This window comes from Specibacter sp. NPDC057265 (assembly GCF_042668835.1).
In the GTDB taxonomy this organism is placed as follows: Bacteria; Actinomycetota; Actinomycetes; order Actinomycetales; family Micrococcaceae; genus Specibacter.
Genome location: NZ_JBHUYE010000004.1, coordinates 162,796 through 178,865, shown reverse-complemented (window position 1 = coordinate 178,865; position 16,070 = coordinate 162,796). Strand labels below are relative to the sequence as shown.

Below are 16,070 nucleotides of genomic sequence, written 5' to 3'. Positions count from 1 at the left end.
TTCCATCCAAACACGTCAGGGGGAAACCCACCCCACAACTTGGGGGCAGTTCAGGGTTCTTTCAGGGTGGCACCTGATGGTTTGCACGCCCCGGTGCGGACACCATGGATACATGACCACCTCAGCAGACCTCCCGGAACAACCGCACGATCCAAAAACCCCCCCTGCCGCTTTACCGCCTGCAGAACCTCCAACGTCAGCACGCTTCTTCCAGTGGATCCGTTCCCTGGGCGTCCAACGCAGCAGCAACCGTTGGGTTGGTGGCGTGTGCGGCGGCCTGGCCGCCAAATGGGGCATTGATCCTGTCATAGTCCGCGGCCTGGCAGTGGTGCTGACGCTGTTCTTCGGCATTGGCCTGCTGGCCTACGGCGCGGCCTGGGCCCTGTTGCCTGAGCCCGACGGCAGAATCCACAGCGAAGAAGTGTCCCGTGGCCGGTGGTCCACCGGCATGACAGGTGCCGCCATTGCCACCTTGTTCGGCTTGGGCGGCCCCGGCAGCGGATTGTTCTGGGGCGGAAATGACGGCTGGTCCCTGTGGTCCGTGGTGTGGATTGGCGGCATTGCCTGGCTCATCTACTGGAGCATCAACCGCAGCAAGTCCAAGGGGCCGCTCCGTCCGGGGCAGCAGGGTCCGGGGCAGCAGGGTCCGGCCGCCCCGCGGACGTCCACCCAGCCGTGGCAGGGGCCCCTGCAGCCCCCGGAGCCCGGGGCCCCGGCGCCGCAGGGCGGGGACCACGGAGTGCAGGGGGCGTACCCGTGGTCGCAGAATCTGCAGAGCACGCCGGCGTTCCAACCCAATCCGGCCCTCTACGTCAAAAACAAAGCGGTCAAGACCACCCCGCATCTGGGTGCGGCCGGAACTTTTCTGGCCATGGGGCTGGCAACGGTCATTGGTGCGGCCGTGCTGCTGCTGGATGCCTCCGCCATCATTGACCTGCGCGGTTATGAAGCCGGCGTTGCCGCGGCGGCCGCGGCTGTTGCCGCGGGGATCGGCATTGTCATCGCCAGCCTGTTGGGCCGCACGGCCGGGGGGTTGGGAACCTTCGGCACGGTGGCCCTGGTCTTTGCCGGACTGCTCTGCCTTGACTTGGTGGACACCAATTTTTCCAGCTTTGAACAATCCACCTGGGCACCGGCCACGGTGGATGCCGCCGAAGCAGGAAAATCCTTGGCCTTTGGCAACGCCACCTTGGATTTGACGAAGCTCGACGGCGGCACGGCCCTGCGTGCGGACGTTGAAGTTCCCTTGAACATTGTGGCGTCCAATGCCAAGGTGCTGATCCCGGAAGATGTGCCCGTTGAGCTTAAAAGCGAACTGGCCGCGGCCTCGCTCATAGTCGATGGTGAAAACATTGCCAGGTCCATTGCCGAGAATTTCACCACCGAACTCAACCCCGACGCCCAGGGAAAAACCCTGGTGATCACCTTGCAGGGGGCGGCCAGCAATGTGGAACTCGTGGTGGACCATGCACCCTGACCGGTCGGCAGCACAACCCACACCGCCAAGCACTTTCTTCAGCCACTGAACAACCCCCATGGAGCCCATCATGCAATCCCCCACAGCACACCCCACCCCCAGCGAACGTGCCACCGGCAATGAATTCACCGGTGGCCTCAGCAAGCACACCCTCCGCGCAGGAACCCTGGTCTGGGGCGCCGTCATTGTTGCCGCGGGCATCCTCATCATCCTCAGCACGCAACTGGACATGGCCCTGGACCCCGGGCTGACAGCAATGTGGATGCTGCTGGGGGCCGGAGCGCTGATGGTTGCCGCCGGAGCGTGGAAGCTGTTGATGAAAACCCGCCCGTGACGGCCCTGCGGTGACAGGGGCGGGAAAACCATGCAGGAGTCCACTGTGCGGTCCTTCGAGTTGCCGGGATCACATCAACGCATAGAATGTTCAACAGAGGAGCTCGATGATGCGCTCAACACATTGACACTGACTCGATCCCTCGAAGGACCAAAAGACTTATGAAGATTGGAATTCTCACCAGCGGCGGGGACTGCCCCGGCCTCAACGCCGTCATCCGCGGCATTGTGCTCAAGGGCATCAAGGTTCATGGCCACGAATTTGTTGGCTTCCGTGACGGCTGGCGGGGAGTGGTTGAGAGCGACGTGATGGATTTGCCCCGCCACATGGTGCGCGGCATCTCCAAGCAGGGCGGCACCATTTTGGGCACCTCCCGCACCAACCCCTTTGAAGGCAACGGCGGTCCCGAGGTCATCAAGGCCAATATGGAACGTTTGGGCATTGACGCCATCATTGCCATTGGCGGCGAAGGCACCCTGGCAGCCGCCCGCCGGCTCACCGACGCCGGTCTGAAGATTGTGGGCGTGCCCAAGACCGTGGACAACGACCTTGATGCCACGGATTACACCTTCGGTTTTGACACCGCCGTGCAAATAGCCACCGAGGCCATTGACAGGTTGCGGACCACCGGCGAATCACACCACCGCTGCATGATTGCAGAGGTCATGGGGCGCCATGTGGGCTGGATAGCCCTGCACGCCGGCATGGCCACCGGCGCCCACGCGGTCCTCATCCCCGAGCAGAAGACCAGCATGGATCAAATTGTGGAATGGGTCAATGAAGCCCATGACCGTGGCCGCGCGCCCCTGATCGTGGTCGCCGAGGGTTTTGTCCCGGACCATCAGGACTCGGCGCATTCCGAGCGCGGCCTGGACACTTTTGGCCGGCCGCGGCTCGGCGGCATCAGCGAACAGCTGGCACCGGAAATCGAGGCCCGCACAGGCATTGAAACCCGCGCCACCATTTTGGGCCATATCCAGCGTGGCGGCGTCCCCTCCAGCTTTGACCGCGTCCTGGCCACCCGCCTGGGCATGGCCGCCGTGGACTCCGTGGTTGAGGAACGCTGGGGCACCATGGTGGCGTTGAAGGGCACGGAAATTGAACATGTTCCCTTCGAGGCCGCGCTGGGAAACCTCAAGACAGTCCCGCAGCACCGTTACGATGAGGCCAAGATCCTCTTCGGTTAAACTCCGCACCCCCTTGCGCCCCGTGCCCCGCTGCACGGGGCGCTACCGTTTAAGCCATGACCTTTAACAGCAGCTCCGCGGCCATTGTCCTGCTCGCCTGGGAGCGCGGCCTAGGCTTGCCGGAAAATTCCCTTTTGGAGGGCCACGGGCGCATTACGCATGTCGCCAAGGTGCCCACGCTGACGTTTTTGCAGCTGTGGGACCGCTCCGTCCTGACCGGGCCGGCCCAGCTGCTCACGGCCGCCGGTGAGCTCAGCGATGCCGAGCTGGGCCACCTTGCCACGCTGCTGCGGCTGACCAGGAACCACGGCGGCCGCGGCCTGGGCACGCACAAGCTCTACTACGCAGACGAGCTGGAGCTGAAACAACCGGCAGACACCGTGCACGTCTCCACTTTCGAGCAGCAGGCCGCCGCGCTGCAGGCCCTGTGTCCGCCCGATGACGTCAACGATGCGGCCCTGAACCTGCGCAGCCAGCGCTTCACCGTGATGGAAACCGGGGAACCCGACGCCGCCCCGCTGGCCTGCAGCGGCTGGGGCGAGTACCAGGGGCTGCTGGCTTCCCTCGGCACGCTGGTGGCGCCGGCTTCGCGGCGGCAGGGGCTGGGCACCTTGGCCACCAGCATTGCCGCGCATGAGGCCCTGGCCGCCGGGCTCATTGTGCAGTGGGGCGCGGAGCCGGACAATGCCGGCGCCCGGGGCGTGGCGGACGCGCTTGGCTTCAGCGCTGCTGGATCGCAGACTCGGGTTTCTCTGCAGAGTCATCAAAGTCGGCATATATAGCCGAGACGGGCTTGGGCTTGGCAAACAAGATCGCCGCCGCAGCCCCGAGCAGCACTGCTGCGGCCGGGAGCAGGGTGGATTGCGCCATGGCCAGGGAGAACCCTGCGTGCAGGGCCTCCGGGAGCGGGCCTGAATACCCCTGCACCCCGCCACCGGCACCGGCGGGCAGCTCGGCCGTCAGGCGGGCGGCTATGAGCGCCGCAATGGCTGCGCTGCCCAAAACCGAACCTATTTGCCGGGTGGTGTTGTAAATCCCGGCTCCGGCTCCGGCCTCTCGGGGGGCAAGGTTGCGGGTGGCCGTGGTGGACAGTGGTGCCCAAATCCCGGAACTGGCAATGCCCAACAACCCGCTGGGCAGCAGGAACAGCCAAATGGGTGTGTCGGGGCGCATCAGCAGGGCTGTCCACCCCAGTGCGGCGGACATCAGGATGAAGCCTGTGCAGGCCACATAACGTGGATTGACCCGGTCCACGAGCTTGCCCACAAAGGGGGCCAGAGCGCCGGAAAACAAGGCCATGGGAATCATCATGAGCGCCGACTGGGTTGGTGTCATGCCCCGCACCAGCTGGTAGTAAAAGAACAGTGGCAGGCTCATGGCCGTCACGCTGAAGCCCATGGTGGTGATGGCCAGGTTGGCGAGGGAAAAATTACGCACCTTGAACAGCCGCAAGGGCACCAGGGGCTCGCCCTTGTTCACGGCCTGCCACCAGATGAAGGCAAGGAGCAGAACAATGCCGGCAATGATCATTGACCCCACGGAGAGGGGACCGGCAATGGTGCCCCAGTCGTAGCTCTCCCCCTCCTGGATGCCAAACACCAGCAGGAAAAGGCCCACGGAACTCAGGACAACACCCAAGACGTCAAACTTGTGCTCGTGGGTCTGGAGCTTGGGGACCAGTTTCCAGGCCAGGATGAAGGCCACCACGCCCACGGGAACATTGACAAAGAAAATCCATTCCCATCCCAGCCCGTCCACCAGCACCCCGCCGGCAATGGGGCCCACCAGCATGGCAACCCCGGCAGTGGCACCCCACAGCCCCATGGCGGGACCGCGCTTGTCGGGGGCAAAGATGCGGGTGATCACGGCCATGGTCTGCGGTGTCATCATGGCAGCACCGAGGCCCTGCGCCACGCGGGCCAGGATCAACATGTTGATGTCATTGGCCAAACCACACCACAGGGAGGCGGCCGTGAAGACGCTCAACCCCACCAGGTAAAGGTTTTTGGGCCCGTATTTATCCCCCAGGCGGCCAGTGACCAGCAGCGGCACGGCATATGCGAGCAGGTAGGCGCTGGTCACCCAAATCACTGAGTTGATGTTGGTGTTCAGGCCCTCCATGATTGCCGGATTGGCCACTGAAACAATGGTCGAGTCCACCAAAATCATAAAGAAGCCCAAAACCAGCGCCCAAAGCGCCGGCCAGGGTTTGGCCACTGTTTCCATCGGTTGTCCTTTGTTTTCAGGCCGTGGCTGGCACGGGGCTGGAGCGTTGGCCGGTTTAGCGGGGCGCGCGCAGGAAGCCGCTGGGGCGCCCCACCACCTGTCCCGCATCCGTGGCAACAATAATTTCCTGGTTGGCCGGGTACTGCTCACCGTCATCATTGACGCTGAGCACCGCATCCGGGTCCACTGAACGCTTGACGAGCGCCAGGGCAATGGGCCCCATTTCATAGTGTTGGGCCACGGAGGTGACAACGCCCACCACGCGCTCATCCAACACCACCTCGCTGCCAGCGGCCGGCAGGGTGTGCAGCGATCCGTCCAGCTGCAGGAAGACCAGACGCCGGGGCGGGTGGCCCAAATTGTGCACCCGCGCCACTGATTCCTGGCCCTTATAGCAACCCTTGGCCATGTGTACCGCCGTGCGCAGCAGATCCAGTTCATGGGGGATGGTTTTTTCATCCGTCTCCGCCCCGCGGCGCGGACGCCAGGCGGCCACGCGCAAAGCCTCCGCAGCCCACACTCCGGCCAGCGGACGGGTGCCAATGGCGTCAACCAGTTCAGTGGCGGGGATCAAGTACTCACGCCAGGGCCGTTCGAATCCTGGGTGGCTTTCCTCGGCAATGGCCGTGTAGCTGTAGCCGCCGGCACCAACCTTCGGCCACGGATCCACCCAGACCAGACGCTGCCCCCATTCCGGGACCTCCGCCACGGAACCCAGCACCGCCCAGTCGGCGGAGACATCGGCCACCTCGACACGCAGCATGAACTTCATGGATGTCAGCCACTGGGTCAGCGGTTGGGCCTCATCCCTTTCCACAATCAACCAGGTGCCCTCACCGTCGTCGACCACACGGGCGTCAAATTCAATGCGGCCCTGCACGGTGAGCAGCAGCAGCTCCGTGCCCACGTGCGCCGGCAGCGACGTCACTTGTTGGGAGGAAAGCGTGTTGAGCCAGCTCAGACGGTCGGCTCCGGTGACTTTCACCACCCCGCGGTGTGAAAGGTCCACCACGGCGGTCCCTGGCTTTCCCAGATAGCCGGCCAACAGGCGCTGCTCACGGTTGGGTTCGCCGTAGTGGGCGGCAACTCCGGCATCCAGTCCGCCGGCCTGGACGGCACCGCTGCGGTTCAATAAGGGGCTTAAATAGCTCATACGGGGTGCAACGCCGCTTACGGACCGGCTATTCCATGACTGTCAGGGAACTGTCCGGGCCGCAAGCCGGCGGTGGGCAAGGTTGTTGCAGCGGCGTCAGCTGCGGTCTTTTTGCAGCGCCGCCGAGGCATGCGCGGCCAGGGCCTTGCCCTGGGCAGCCACGTCCCAGCGCCAAAACAAGTCACCATTGACCAGGCCAAAAATCCGGGTGGCGGCCGTATAGTCCTTCGACCCTGCCCCGCGCATGACGGCATCGGTGGAAAGTTGAATTTGCGGACCCTTGATGGAGCCGTAGTACAGCTCCGAAATTCCGCCGGGGTGGACAATGTTGACCATAATGTCAAAACCGCCGTCGGCGTTGCGCAGCGCCTCGACGTCATCGGCCGTGCGCAGGGCCGGGACAATGTCCGCCGGGCTCATGCCGGGGCCGCCGTCGGACTCGGTCAGGGGACGGTCCAGCTGCCAAAAGCCGGTTTCCACGGCCAGGGGACGCAGCACTGTCCCCTGCTCGTCCGTCAGCCAGGACTGGGACGAGTACTGCAGATATGGCAGGCCGTTGGAGGTGAAGCTGACGGTCTGTTTGAAGTACTCGGAGTCGGCTTCACCGGCGCCCAGCCGGCCCGCACCACTCCAGGTGCCCAAAAGCCACGACAGCGGCACCAGTTCGGGGGTCAGGTCGGTGGGTATTTCAATGGCCATGGCAGTTTACTGCTGACCTTTGAAAAGTCGCCACACCACCAGTCCGGCAAACCAGGCCATAGCCACGCCAGCCAGGCCCAAGAGACACAAGAAGAAGATTTCCAAGGCAAGTACGCTCATGCTGCCATCCTACAATGCTCCACGCGGCATTGGGCGCAGTGCGCCGGACAGTGGCAGCGGCGCCTTTAGGACACGAACAGCTTTTCCACGAAATACACCAAAGATCCCAGGGCAAGCAGCGGGGCCAGGACCACGGCCACCTCGCCGAGGACGTTCGCCGGTGCCCCGGCCATGACACGCAGCCGCCTGGCCGCTGCCATGACGGCCCCGGCAATCAACCCCATGACAAAGGCCGGCAGCACTTGTCCGTCCAGAAAAAGGTAGGCGGACAGCGTGCTGGCCAGCGCGGCCAAGGCAATGGTTAAAGGTGCCAGCACCCGGTCCGGCCAGGCAAGCATGCCCAATAACAATGCCAGCACCGCAGCAATGGCCACGCTCAGCGTCAGGCCTGGTTCTTCGAGCAGCCTCCAGGAGGCCACCCAGCCGCCGGCGAAGCCTGCCACAGCCACCCCGGCACCTGCCCCCAGGGTTGATTCCAGCCTGCGCAGCTGCCCGGTTCCGCGGATCACTTGAATCATCATGACCGCAGCGAACCCCACAGCAATGTAAATGGGCGTCCATGCCAGGTGCTCGGTGCCACCGGACAAGCCGGCGCTCAGTGCCGAGGCCGCCCCGGTGAGGGCTATGACGGCCCCGAGCGTTTTCCTTGCCGGAATGGCCAGGGCGTGTGGCCAGCCAAGGCCAAAGGCGACAGCCAAAACAATGGCCGCGCCCACAGTCCAGTCAAGGCCCAGCGCGGCCGCTGCCACCAGCAGGGCCAGGGCAAGAATTCCAACGAGTCCAGCAATGTATGACTTCACACATCAATCCTGCCCTATTCTGCCGGTACACTGTGGATCACCACTACGGGCGGGGCGTCTTGACGGCGCCAGTGCCGCAGTGAAAGTCCGCAGTTGTTCCGTCGCTCAAAGATGCGCGCTTTTGACCCGGTGAGGACATCATGTCGCAGATCCTGTTGCTGACCAATAACCACGGCACGTCCGTGGATGTTTTGCCCGCCCTGGAACTGTTGAGCCACCATGTGCACATTCTGCCGGCCGTTGCCACGGCGCTTTTGGATGCCCGGCCCGCGGACATCATCATGGTGGATGCCCGCCGGGATCTGGCCGGATCGCGTTCATTGACCCAGCTGCTGCGTGCCACGGGCATCAGCGCGCCCTTGCTGTTGGTTCTGACCGAGGGTGGCATGGCCGCCGTCACCGCATCCTGGGCCGCCGATGACGTCATTGTTGATACGGCCGGTCCTGCCGAAGTGGAGGCGCGGATCCGGTTGGCCTTGACCCGTGCCACCGCGTCCGAGGACGGCGCCAACCAGGAAATCACTGCCGCGGGGATCGTCATTGATGAAGACAGCTACACGGCCCGTGTGCATGGTGCGCCGTTGAACTTGACCTACAAGGAATTCGAGCTGTTGAAATACCTCGCACAACACCCCGGGCGCGTTTTCACCCGCGCCCAGCTGCTCAACGAAGTCTGGGGTTACGACTATTACGGCGGCACCCGCACAGTTGACGTGCACATCCGGCGCCTGCGCGCCAAGCTGGGTTCTGAACATGAGAGCCTGATCAGCACCGTGCGCAATGTCGGTTACCTGCTGACAGCTGCCAAAAGCAACGATGAAGCCATGTCCGGCGCCTGAGGCAAAAAAATGACCCGCAGCCAGGCTGCAGGTCATTTTTTTCACTTCTTCGTGGAGGACATACGGGTCGAACGTATCGAGGACACCCCACTGGTGCATCCCCCCGGTCAAGCAACAACCGCCCAGGCGGCTGTGCTGCTCATAAACTGTATGCCAGCTCCTGGCCGCATGCAAACCGCCGTGGAGCCCCTGCAGGGGAAACGGCGCAGCCCCCCGAAGGATCCCCGGCACCCCTCGCCCTGGCATGCCGGCTCCCACTAGGCTGATCCCATGAGCTTCGCAAAAACTGACAACTGGCCCGTTACGGTGATATCCGGCGCGCCCGAACCTGAAATTCTGGCGCAGATCCAGTCAGTGGTTGATGCTGCGGAGGATGCGGACGGCAACCCGCCCTTTTCAGAGCAGACGCTGGTGGATTTAAAGTCGGCCCAGGCCGGCCCTCGGAATCTGCTGACATTGCTTAGCCACGCCCCTGAGGATGCCTCCCCTTCCGCCGGTGAGGATGTGGCGGGCGTGGCAGTGGTGGTGCTGGACGGACCTGAGGGCGTTTTGGAAATTGTGGTGCATCCGCATTACCGCAACGAAGGCGTCGCTGCGCTGCTGGTGGACAAACTGGTGGAAGTCCGCGGCCTGCACGGCATCAAGGCCTGGTCCCACGGCGACCACGAGGCGGCGGCGGACCTTGCCGCGAGCTACGGCTACCGGGCCATCCGTGAACTGTGGCGGATGCGCCTGGTGCGGCAGGCGCCGTCGTCCGAGGAACTTGCCGAACATCACGACCTTGGCAAGGAGCTGCCCGACGGCGTGCGCCTGCGCACCTTTGTCCCGGACCAGGACGAACAGGCCTGGCTGGCAGCCAACGCCGCCGCCTTCGCGCACCACCCCGAGCAGGGCTCCATGACGCTGGCCGATCTGCAGGCCCGCATGGCGGAACCTTGGTTTGATCCTGCCGGATTTTTCCTGGCTGTCAACAGTGCCGGTGACATTCTGGGCAGCCACTGGACCAAGGTGCATCCGGCACGGGCCGGGCAGGAAGCCATGGGTGAGGTGTATGTGGTGGGTGTGACGCCCGCCGCCCAGGGTTTGGGACTGGGCAGAATTTTGACCAGAATGGGAATGGCCCATCTGCAACAGTGCGGGCTGCGGGCCATTATGCTCTACGTTGACGCCGACAATGAGGCGGCCGTGGCGCTTTACCACAAGCTGGGTTTCACCAAGTGGGATTCCGATGTGATGTACGGGCCAATGTCCGCTTAGTCCGCATTTCGCGAAAGTCATCGCAGTGATTGTGCTCCGCGGCTTATATGGTTGTTCTACAGGGCACTACTGACGGACGAGGATTTGTTGATGAAGCGCGAACTAAGGCCATCTTTGAACAGCTTGACGCCCAATGGCCAGAAACGTTTTGTTTCCAAGGAGATGCCGGCGTCCAGGGCCACCCAGGACCGGATTGAAATCCCCGAGTTTGAGCCCACGCTGGTGCCCGAGGGGGACATCAGCGCCGACAGGTTCCTTGACCGCGAACTGAGCTGGCTGGCGTTCAACGCCCGGGTGCTGGAGCTTGCGGAGGATCCTGATCTGCAGCTGCTGGAGCGGGTGAGCTTCCTGTCAATCTTTGCCTCAAACCTTGACGAGTTTTTCATGGTGCGCGTGGCCGGGCTAAAGCGGCGCATAGCCGCCGGATTGGCGGTTCCCTCACCTGCCGGGCTGAGTCCGCTGGAAGTTTTGGAACAAATCAGTGATGCCGCCCATGAGCTGCAGACCCGGCATGCGGACGTCTTTGCCTCCCAGATCCGTCCCGCCTTGGCGTATGAACACATTCATCTGGTCCGCTGGGACGAGCTTGATGATGCCTCGAAGATCCAACTCTCCACCATGTTCGCCAAGAAGGTGTTCCCCATCCTCACGCCTTTGGCGGTGGATCCGGCGCATCCCTTCCCGTACATCTCCGGCCTGTCCTTGAATCTGGCGGTCATTGTGCGCAACCCCGCCACCGGCAAGGAGCTCTTTGCACGCCTGAAGGTGCCGGATCTGCTGGACCGCTTGATTTCCGTCGACGGGCCTCGGGCCGGCACCGTGCCTGGCCGGGTGGCACGCTTCATCCCCCTGGAAGAGGTCATTGCCCAGCACCTTGACCAGCTTTTTCCGGGCATGGAAATTGTGGAGCACCACACCTTCCGGGTGACCCGCAACGAGGACCTGGAAGTGGAGGAGGACGACGCCGAGAACCTGCTGCAGGCCATGGAGAAGGAGTTGCTGCGCCGCAAATTTGGTCCTCCCGTGCGCCTTGAAGTGGCGACGGACATCAATCCCAGCGTGCTGGAGCTGCTGGTGCGGGAGCTGGATGTGGAGGAACCGGAGGTGTATGCGCTCTCGGCGCCTCTGGATCTGCGCGGCTTGTCGATCATTGGCGGCATTGACCGCCCCGATCTGCGTTATCCCAAGCATGTGGCCCACACCTCCCGGAACCTCAACGCCTCGGAAACGTCCAAGGCCGCCGATGTGTTTGCCGCCATGCGCCGGCGCGACATCCTCCTGCACCACCCCTACGATTCCTTCTCCACCTCGGTGCAGGCGTTCCTGGAACAGGCTGCCGCCGATCCCAAGGTGCGCGCCATCAAGCAGACCCTGTACCGCACGTCCGGGGATTCGCCCATTGTTGACGCCCTGGTGGACGCCGCCGAAGCCGGCAAGCAGGTCTTGGCGCTGGTGGAGATCAAGGCCCGCTTCGATGAACAGGCCAACATCACCTGGGCCCGTAAATTGGAGCAGGCCGGCGTGCATGTGGTGTACGGCATTGTGGGCCTGAAGACCCACTGCAAGCTTTCCCTGGTGGTCCGCCAGGAGCAGGAGGGGTTGCGCCGTTACTGCCACATCGGCACGGGCAACTACCATCCACGCACGGCCCGGTACTACGAGGACCTGGGTCTGCTCACCGCTGACAACCAGGTGGGCGAGGACCTGTCCAAGTTGTTCAACCAGCTCTCAGGATACGCACCCAAGACCTCCTTTGACCGGCTGCTGGTGGCACCGCGCTCGGTCCGCTCAGGCCTCATTGACCGCATTGAAACGGAAATCGCCAATAAAAAGGCAGGACTGCCGGCCCGGGTGCGCATCAAGGTCAACTCCATGGTGGATGAAGCCATCATCGACTCCCTGTACCGGGCCTCGCAGGCCGGGGTGGAAGTGGGCGTCATTGTGCGTGGCATTTGTTCGCTCCGCCCGGGTGTGCCGGGTCTGAGCGAGAACATCACCGTCAGATCGGTGCTGGGCCGCTTCCTGGAACACTCACGGATCTTTGCCTTCGCCAATGACAGCGACCCGGTGGTGTACATAGGCTCGGCCGACATGATGCACAGGAACCTGGACCGCAGGGTTGAGGCCCTGGTGCAACTGTCCAACGCTGATGACATCGCCGATGTGAACGCACTCCTTGACCGGTACCTTGATCCGGGAACGGCCACCTGGCACCTGGACCACAACGGCCAATGGAAACGCCACCACCTTGATGAGGAAGGCAAGCCCCTGCTCGACATTCAAGCCATGCTGCTCGCCCGGCGGACACGTCAACGATCTGCCCTGCTGCGTTAATGCGCACTACGGAACACCTTGACGGCGGCAAGGGCGGCGAGGGCGAAATTTCCATCCAGGCCGCCGGCGCCCTCTGTTGGCGGGTGAAGAAGAAGAAGCTCGAAGTCCTGCTCATCCACCGTCAGCGCTATGACGACTGGTCATGGCCCAAGGGGAAACTGGACAAGGGCGAGACCTTGCCCGAATGCGCCGTGCGGGAGGTGTACGAGGAGGTGGGGCTGCCCATCCTTTTGGGCATCCCCCTGCCGTCCATCCGCTACAGGGTGAAGTCGGGCCTGAAGGAGGTGCATTACTGGGCTTCGGCGGTGGATGACCTGCCTCCCATCCCTGATGGAAAAGAGGTGGACACCATTCTTTGGTGCAGCCCCGAAAAGGCTCAGGAGTTATTGTCAAACCCTTCTGATGTTGTGCCATTGCAGGCACTCGTGGCAGCCCACGAGGCACAGGCCCTGGAGACCTGGCCCCTGCTGATCATCAGGCATGCCAAGGCCAAGCCCCGTTCGGCATGGACCCGCGCCGAGGGCGAGCGTCCACTGGCGGCGACGGGGAAGCGGCAGGCGCTGTACCTGCAGCGGCTCATGATGGCATGGCATCCGCGCCGCATCTACACCAGTGGTTGGATGCGGTGCATCTCCACCATTGCCCCCTATGTCAAGGTCACCAAGGCCAAGGTCAAGGTGGTGCCCTGGTTGACGGAAGCAGACCATGCCCGCCATCCTGCCCGGGTGTCAGGGGTGGTGGAGAAGGCGCTGCTGCGTACAGGGGCCACGGCTCTGTGCACGCACCGGCCGGTGTTGCCCACGGTCCTGGCCTCCCTGGCGTCCCACATGAACCCCGCGATGGGCAGCTCGCTGCCCCTAAGCGATCCCCACCTGTCCCCCGGTGAAATGTTGATTGCCCATGTCTGCGTGGCCGTTCCGGGCCGGATCGTGGCATTTGAGCAGCACAAACCCTACGAGGACTAAAACGTACTAAAAGCCTAGGCTTTACAGGCTCCGGGCCGGCATGCTGCTGCACCCGGGGCCTTTCCCATGCACTGAAAGTCGCATTTCTTCATCTTCGTGGTGCTCCATTGATGGCGGGTACGTAACATTGAAGCGAAAACAGGGTTCCGCTTGCCAGCAACACCACAAAGGATGTATGGACATGTCGACACTTGAATCTTTGCCCGTCCTGGACTTTTCCCGCCTGAGTGCCGGAGAAGGGGAGGCCAACGCCTTCCGCAACGAACTCCGGGACGCCATGCACAATGTGGGGTTCCTCTACCTTGCCGGCCATGGCGTCCCACAGGAACTCACCGACGCCATGCTCAACATTTCCCGCCGTTTCTTTGAACTCCCCGAAGAGTCCAAGCTGGCAGTGGAGAACATCCACAGCCCCCAGTTCCGCGGCTACACACGCATGGGCGGGGAATTGACGGACGGCGCCGTGGACTGGCGCGAACAAATCGACATTGGTGTCGAACGCGGTGAAGTGGCCCCCGGCCCGGACGTGGCCCCCTACTGGCGGCTCGAGGGGCCCAACCAGTGGCCCGCGGACATGCCGGAGATGCGCTCAACAGTCACCGAATGGACACAGCGGCTCAGCGCCATTTCCCTGGAGCTGCTGCGGGCGCTCGCCGTCTCTTTGGGCGCACCCGAAGACACCTTTGATGCAGCCTTTGCCTCCCGCGCCTTTCCCATGCTCAAAATTGTCAGGTACCCGGGTGAATCGGATCCCGATCCCGTTCAGGGCGTGGGTTCACACCGGGACGGCGGCGTGATCACGCTGCTGCTCGTGGAGCCCGGCAAGGGCGGCCTGCAGGTGGAATACCAGGGCAAGTGGATTGATGCACCGCAGGTGCCGGGGACCTTTGTGGTCAACATTGGTGAGATGTTGGAGCTGGCCACCAATGGCTACCTCAAGGCCACGCTCCACCGGGTCATCTCCCCGCGCCGCGGGACCGACAGGATCTCCCTGCCGTTCTTCTACAACCCGGCCCTGGATGCCACCATGCCGCAGCTGGCCGAAAACCCTGAATTTCAGGAAAAGGCCCGCGGGCTGTCGGCGGACCCCGGCAACAGCCCCATCCTGGGAACCTACGGCGACAACGCCCTGCGTTACCGCCTGCGTGCCCACCCCAATGTGGCGGCCGTCCACTACCCGGAGCTTGCCAAGGCCTAGCGGCGGCGGGGCTGTGCGCGCGTAGACTTGGGCCGTGACTATTTTGACCCCCTATGAGGACCTGCTGCGGGAGGTGCTGGCCCATGGCACCCCCAAGGGCGACCGCACCGGAACGGGCACCCGCAGCGTTTTTGGCCGCCAGCTGCGCTTTGACCTTGGCGAATCTTTTCCGCTGATCACCACCAAACGGGTGCATTTCAAGTCCGTTGCCCTGGAGCTGCTGTGGTTCCTGCGCGGGGATTCCAATGTGCGCTGGCTGCAGGACAATGGCGTGAAGATTTGGAATGAGTGGGCCAACGACGCCGGTGAGCTGGGTCCGGTCTATGGCGTCCAGTGGCGTTCCTGGCCCACCCCGGACGGTGGGCACATTGACCAGATTGCCCAGGTCATGGCGTCCCTGCGGGAGAATCCGGATTCGCGCCGGCACATTGTCTCGGCGTGGAATGTGGCGGAGCTCAAGGACATGGCGCTGCCGCCGTGCCATGCCTTTTTCCAGTTTTACGTTGCCCCCACCGAAGATGGCCGCGGGAAGTTGAGCTGCCAGCTGTATCAGCGCTCGGCTGACATGTTTTTGGGTGTCCCCTTCAACATTGCCTCCTATGCCCTGCTGACGTTGATGATGGCCCAGCAGCTGGACATGGAACCGGGAGAGTTCATTTGGACGGGCGGGGACGTGCACATTTACGACGACCATGTTCAGCAGGTGGCCGAACAGCTCACCCGGGACCCCCACCCTTACCCCCGGTTGGGCTTCACCCGCAAGCCGGATTCCATTTTTGATTACACCTTTGCAGATTTCGAGCTGGTCAACTATCAGCACCACCCAGCAATTAAGGCACCGATAGCCGTATGAGCACCCCCGCCACCTACCACTTCAGCCAGCCCATCATTGGCATGATCTGGGCCCAGACCAACACCGGTGTGATTGGCGCCGACGGCGGCATGCCCTGGCATCTTCCCGAAGACATGGCCCATTTCAAACGGGTCACCACGGGCCACCCCGTCATCATGGGCCGGCGGACCTGGGAGTCCTTCCCGGAGAAGTTCCGCCCGCTTCCGGAGCGGACCAACATTGTCCTGACCCGCCAGTCCGGGTGGGCCGGGACGCCCGAGGCAATTGGCGCCGTGGTGGTTGACTCGGTGGAGGAGGCCCTGGTGGAGGCCCAGTTCTCACCCGGTGGCAACGAGGTGTGGGTCATAGGTGGCGGCACTGTTTATGAACAGGCCGCCGAGCACTGCAATGTGGCCGTGGTTACAGTCATCAACTCCGACGCGGCCGGGGACACGCAGGCCCCCCACCTGGGACCGGACTGGTCCTTCCGGGGCGCTTCCCCGCTAAAGGGGTGGCACACGTCCACGAACGGCACCGAGTACCGGATCACCCTGTGGGCCAAGGGCGAGACCGAGTTCCGCCCCGAATAGCAACTGATGGAAAGCACGCCCCATCCTGGCGGCTTGCATGTCCCGGTTCCCTGCAAGGT

The 16,070-nt window shown here is 63.3% G+C and carries 15 protein-coding genes; 11 read left to right on the top strand and 4 right to left on the bottom strand.

Features of this window, described 5'->3' with window-relative positions; translation table 11 throughout:
- Window positions 1-112 precede the first annotated feature (112 nt).
- The 4 genes from ACFUCV_RS05070 to ACFUCV_RS05055 all read left to right on the top strand — a co-directional run bounded on the left by ACFUCV_RS05070 (window position 113) and on the right by ACFUCV_RS05055 (window position 3,780).
- Window positions 113-1,477, top strand: coding sequence for a PspC domain-containing protein (locus tag ACFUCV_RS05070; protein WP_380812739.1), 1,365 nt, complete (start codon window positions 113-115; stop codon window positions 1,475-1,477).
- Between the two features lie 70 nt (window positions 1,478-1,547).
- Complete coding sequence (locus ACFUCV_RS05065) at window positions 1,548-1,811, top strand: hypothetical protein (protein ID WP_380812734.1); 264 nt, start codon at window positions 1,548-1,550, stop codon at window positions 1,809-1,811.
- Between the two features lie 161 nt (window positions 1,812-1,972).
- Window positions 1,973-2,998 (top strand): 6-phosphofructokinase, encoded by a 1,026-nt coding sequence (locus ACFUCV_RS05060; protein WP_380812731.1) that lies wholly within the window; start codon window positions 1,973-1,975, stop codon window positions 2,996-2,998.
- A gap of 56 nt (window positions 2,999-3,054) precedes the next feature.
- Entirely contained in the window at window positions 3,055-3,780 is a 726-nt protein-coding gene (locus ACFUCV_RS05055; protein ID WP_380812728.1) for a GNAT family N-acetyltransferase, read from the top strand.
- Here the strand turns inward: ACFUCV_RS05055 and ACFUCV_RS05050 are convergent.
- The 4 genes from ACFUCV_RS05050 to ACFUCV_RS05035 all read right to left on the bottom strand — a co-directional run bounded on the left by ACFUCV_RS05050 (window position 3,719) and on the right by ACFUCV_RS05035 (window position 7,996).
- Window positions 3,719-5,224 carry a DHA2 family efflux MFS transporter permease subunit gene (locus ACFUCV_RS05050; protein ID WP_380812726.1) on the bottom strand — a complete coding sequence of 502 codons (1,506 nt, stop codon included), beginning with the start codon at window positions 5,222-5,224 and terminating at the stop codon, window positions 3,719-3,721. The two genes, ACFUCV_RS05055 and ACFUCV_RS05050, sit on opposite strands and share 62 nt — an antisense overlap.
- 55 nt (window positions 5,225-5,279) lie before the next feature.
- Window positions 5,280-6,377: a YgfZ/GcvT domain-containing protein gene (locus ACFUCV_RS05045; protein WP_380812724.1), complete on the bottom strand. Its 1,098-nt coding sequence runs from the start codon at window positions 6,375-6,377 to the stop codon at window positions 5,280-5,282.
- A gap of 96 nt (window positions 6,378-6,473) precedes the next feature.
- Complete coding sequence (locus ACFUCV_RS05040) at window positions 6,474-7,076, bottom strand: FABP family protein (protein WP_380812721.1); 603 nt, start codon at window positions 7,074-7,076, stop codon at window positions 6,474-6,476.
- 185 nt (window positions 7,077-7,261) lie between these two features.
- Complete coding sequence (locus ACFUCV_RS05035) at window positions 7,262-7,996, bottom strand: permease (protein ID WP_380812719.1); 735 nt, start codon at window positions 7,994-7,996, stop codon at window positions 7,262-7,264.
- A gap of 140 nt (window positions 7,997-8,136) precedes the next feature.
- Here ACFUCV_RS05035 and ACFUCV_RS05030 point away from each other — a divergent pair, with 140 nt between their 5' ends.
- The 7 genes from ACFUCV_RS05030 (at window position 8,137) to ACFUCV_RS05000 (ending at window position 16,011) form a co-directional block, all read left to right on the top strand.
- Window positions 8,137-8,835, top strand: a complete 699-nt coding sequence (locus ACFUCV_RS05030; protein ID WP_380812716.1) for a winged-helix domain-containing protein — start codon at window positions 8,137-8,139, stop codon at window positions 8,833-8,835.
- 270 nt (window positions 8,836-9,105) lie between these two features.
- Window positions 9,106-10,092: a mycothiol synthase gene (gene mshD, locus ACFUCV_RS05025; RefSeq protein ID WP_380812713.1), complete on the top strand. Its 987-nt coding sequence runs from the start codon at window positions 9,106-9,108 to the stop codon at window positions 10,090-10,092.
- Window positions 10,093-10,254: 162 nt separating this feature from the next.
- Window positions 10,255-12,426: an RNA degradosome polyphosphate kinase gene (locus ACFUCV_RS05020; protein WP_380812711.1), complete on the top strand. Its 2,172-nt coding sequence runs from the start codon at window positions 10,255-10,257 to the stop codon at window positions 12,424-12,426.
- Complete coding sequence (locus tag ACFUCV_RS05015) at window positions 12,426-13,391, top strand: NUDIX domain-containing protein (RefSeq protein ID WP_380812708.1); 966 nt, start codon at window positions 12,426-12,428, stop codon at window positions 13,389-13,391. Before ACFUCV_RS05020 ends, ACFUCV_RS05015 begins: the two co-directional genes overlap by 1 nt.
- Window positions 13,392-13,572: 181 nt before the next feature.
- Window positions 13,573-14,589, top strand: coding sequence for an isopenicillin N synthase family dioxygenase (locus tag ACFUCV_RS05010; protein ID WP_380812705.1), 1,017 nt, complete (start codon window positions 13,573-13,575; stop codon window positions 14,587-14,589).
- A gap of 34 nt (window positions 14,590-14,623) precedes the next feature.
- Window positions 14,624-15,442: a thymidylate synthase gene (locus ACFUCV_RS05005; RefSeq protein ID WP_380812703.1), complete on the top strand. Its 819-nt coding sequence runs from the start codon at window positions 14,624-14,626 to the stop codon at window positions 15,440-15,442.
- Complete coding sequence (locus ACFUCV_RS05000; RefSeq protein WP_380812699.1) at window positions 15,439-16,011, top strand: dihydrofolate reductase; 573 nt, start codon at window positions 15,439-15,441, stop codon at window positions 16,009-16,011. The genes ACFUCV_RS05005 and ACFUCV_RS05000 overlap by 4 nt, the downstream gene beginning before the upstream one ends.
- The last annotated feature ends 59 nt before the right edge of the window (window positions 16,012-16,070 follow it).